General features: G+C 42.8%; 4 protein-coding genes. All 4 read left to right on the top strand.

The genetic code is table 11. The features are described 5' to 3' along the window. The first annotated feature begins 57 nt into the window (after positions 1 to 57). The 4 genes from RDS42_RS13570 (at position 58) to add (ending at position 3,187) form a co-directional block, all read left to right on the top strand. Positions 58 to 504, top strand: coding sequence for a hypothetical protein (locus RDS42_RS13570; protein WP_308784123.1), 447 nt, complete (start codon positions 58 to 60; stop codon positions 502 to 504). A 32-nt stretch (positions 505 to 536) separates the two neighbouring features. Next, positions 537 to 746 carry a hypothetical protein gene (locus tag RDS42_RS13565; protein ID WP_369124215.1) on the top strand — a complete coding sequence of 70 codons (210 nt, stop codon included), beginning with the start codon at positions 537 to 539 and terminating at the stop codon, positions 744 to 746. 172 nt (positions 747 to 918) lie between these two features. Then, the gene (locus RDS42_RS13560; RefSeq protein WP_308784121.1) at positions 919 to 2,148 is read left to right on the top strand and encodes a BTAD domain-containing putative transcriptional regulator; all 1,230 of its coding nucleotides are present in this window, start codon (positions 919 to 921) and stop codon (positions 2,146 to 2,148) included. 112 nt (positions 2,149 to 2,260) lie between these two features. Then, positions 2,261 to 3,187, top strand: coding sequence for an adenosine deaminase (add, locus tag RDS42_RS13555; protein WP_308784120.1), 927 nt, complete (start codon positions 2,261 to 2,263; stop codon positions 3,185 to 3,187). Positions 3,188 to 3,241 lie beyond the last annotated feature (54 nt).

The following is a 3,241-nucleotide window of genomic DNA, read 5'->3' as shown; positions in this document are numbered from 1 at the left end:
TAAGTATAAATGTTTTGATTGTAAAACTTTTTCGGATATGGGAAAAGGAGAAGGGAAATGAGCATAAGATCAGACCATACAGCGTCTACCCTTAGAATATGTATAGATGAGATTCACAATGATGGGGCAGAGATCAGCGGCAGGATCAGCGGTATAGCGGTACAAGATGAGAAACAGTTTTCAGACAGTTCACAGCTGCTGCTTCTGATCGATCGGATACTTGATGAGATAGGCAGACCGCAGCCTACCAGAAAGTCCAGAAGCTTCAGAGAAACTTCTGAAAAAGCAATCACTTCCTATTGCGGAGAACCGAAGATTTATCACAGCATTGAGGAAGTACGGAAGAATGAAGGAAAAATTCTGACCAGGGACGTTTTTTTTGTATCACGTTTAAGAAGTTCCTGGCAGGGTATTATGAAGGATGTTCATGGACAGACTACCGGAAAATTTGACAGTGATCTTGAGTTTATTAATCTTTTGTATGACCGCGGTGTGACCAGGTGAGCTTATAATTGTGAAAGGAGACGGAAAGGAGGATGGGAATGCAGCATACAAAGAGTACATCCAGAGGAGATACCTTTATTGTTAACATCAAGAATAATCAGAACCATACATGGCAGGGAACCGTCAGATGGGTGGAGACTCAAAAGGAGATTCCCTTCCGCAGTGCTCTGGAATTGATTAAGCTGATAGATTCCGCGATGGAAACACCGGAGGAAATCCAGGAAGATCTTCTTCAGTGGTAAAATAAAAAGGCATTGAGGCAGTAAACAGGAAAACGCCGTCAATGCTTTTTTTATCGATCAAAAAGAAAAGTTAAAAAAACTCTTGAGAAATTAAGTGAAAAGAGATAGAATATATATGGTTGTATGTAAACTATGAAAATCATGCCGCCGCCTAAAAATTTAGGGGGGGTAAATGGAAAAGAAGAGTATAGGGCAGGAAAAGGGAAATCGTTCTGAATTAACTGTCAAGATGTTTGGCAAATTTCAAGTGGAAAACGAGAAGGGGATACTGAATAAAGAGAACATGAGATCGGAGATGCTGACCCGCCTTTTGGCTTATATGATAAGCCGCAGAGAGAAGGATATGACGGCTCAGGAGCTGATCGATGTACTCTGGCCGGATGATCAAAGCGATAATCCGGCAGGAGCGCTGAAGAATCTTATGTATCGTCTCAGGAAACTTATGAGTCGTACCTGGGGAGACGGAGGGAAATATATTGTTACCGGCCGAGGTGCATATCAGTTAAACCCGGAGTTTGTTTTTCATATTGACATAGAAGAATTCGAAGAGTGCTGCCGGCAGGTATTTAATTCCGAAGATCCGGCGGTACAGCAGGAAAACGGCAAAAGAGCTGTTGAACTGTATCAGGGTATGTTTCTGTCAGAGCTGTCATCAGAATATTGGGTTGTTTCCACAGCTACTTATTATCACTCCATCTATCTAACTATGGTTAAAAAGCTGGCAGCTCTGTTAGAAAAAGAAAAGAAATTTACTGATGTAGAAGAAATTTGTGGAAAGGCAATTCAGATTGAACCATTAGATGAGGAAATCCACTGTTTTCTTCTGAGAGCTATGATCGCTGATAATAAACAGCAGCTGGCAGCAAGCCATTATAAAGAAACGGTGAAGCTGCTTTATGATTCTCTTGGAGTAAGACCTTCCGGAGAAATGGAGAGTATATATGAAGAACTCCAGAAAATACAGCACGATCATGAAAGCAATATTGATATTATCCAGGAAGATCTAAGAGAAGAAAAAGCCTCCGGAGCTTTCTTCTGTGAATATGGTGTTTTTCGGAAAATATATGCGCTGGAATCCAGAAGCAGCCGGCGTCTGGGGATTTCCGTTCATCTGGCGCTGGTAAGTCTTTATCTTGATTTCCAGATCCAAAAGGATGACCAGGATTATACGGATCTGATCGGAGTGGGAATGAGCGTTCTGGAGGAAACTCTGATGAAAAAGCTGAGATCCAGTGACATTGTATGCAGGTACAGTGTGAATCAGTTCCTTGTTATGCTTCCGGCATGTCAGTATGAAGACGCTAAAATGGTGGTGAATCGTCTGAAGGATTCTTTTTACAGATCGGGGAAAACCGGAAGACTGCTTCTGCAGTACAGTATTGACGAGCTTGATGTGGACTGAATTTTCTACAAAACAGAATTAAATATATACAGGCAGATATATGGCCGGATGGTTTCCGTCAGGAAGATCATCCGGTTTTTTGAACAAATATATAAAATCAGGAGGTTTGACTATGAAAAACGGAATCGATCTTCATCTTCATCTGGATGGGTCTCTTACCCCTGCCTATGTGATCAGACAGGCAAAAAAACAGGGGATAGAGCTTCCGGTCTGGGAGGAAAGCGAACTGGTGAAATATATGACAGCGCCAGTTGACTGCCAGGATTTAAACGAATATCTGGAAAAGTTTGATCTTCCCTGTTCTGTAATGCAGACAGAGGAGGGGCTGACAGATGCAGCCCGGGACGTATGCAGTCAGATGAAAGACCAGGGGCTGAAATATGCAGAGATTCGTTTTGCGCCGCAGCTTCATACAAAAAAAGGTCTGACCCAGGAGCAGGTGGTGAAAGCGGTCCTGAAAGGATTGCTCTGTGATGACGATTTCCAGGCAAGAGTTATTTTGTGCTGCATGAGAAAAGACCATAATGAACAGGAGAATCTGGAAACAATACATACGGCGTCCAAATATCTTGGAAAAGGCGTGGTGGCAGCAGATCTGGCAGGTGCGGAGGCGCTTTTCCCAACATCTTCTTTTGAAAAAATATTTAAAGAGGCAAAAAAAGAGGGAATACCATTTACAATTCATGCAGGAGAGGCAGCCGGTCCGGAAAGTATATGGGCGGCATTAAAATTCGGAGCCCGGCGGATCGGTCATGGCGTACGTTGTCTGGAGGATAAAGAATTAGTGGCTTATCTGCGGGAAAATCAGATCCCTCTTGAAGTGTGTCCTACCAGCAACTTCCAGACAAAAGCGGTAAAAGGGGAATACCCATTAAAGAAAATGCTGGAGGAAGGCCTGTGTGTAACCCTGAATACAGACAACACAACTGTTTCCGGAACCACTTTGGAAAAAGAATACGAAATTGCCAGAACTCAGCTGGGTCTAACAGAAGAAGAGATCAGCCGCTTAAAAGAAAATGCAGAAAAGTCCAGATTCTGATCTTTCACCAGCCAGTGGATTCTATATAACACAAGAGAAGGGAAAATGTGCATA

The sequence above is a fragment of the uncultured Blautia sp. genome, assembly GCF_902497045.1.
Taxonomy (GTDB): Bacteria; Bacillota; Clostridia; order Lachnospirales; family Lachnospiraceae; genus Blautia_A.
This window is presented reverse-complemented; position numbering and strand designations above follow the sequence as displayed.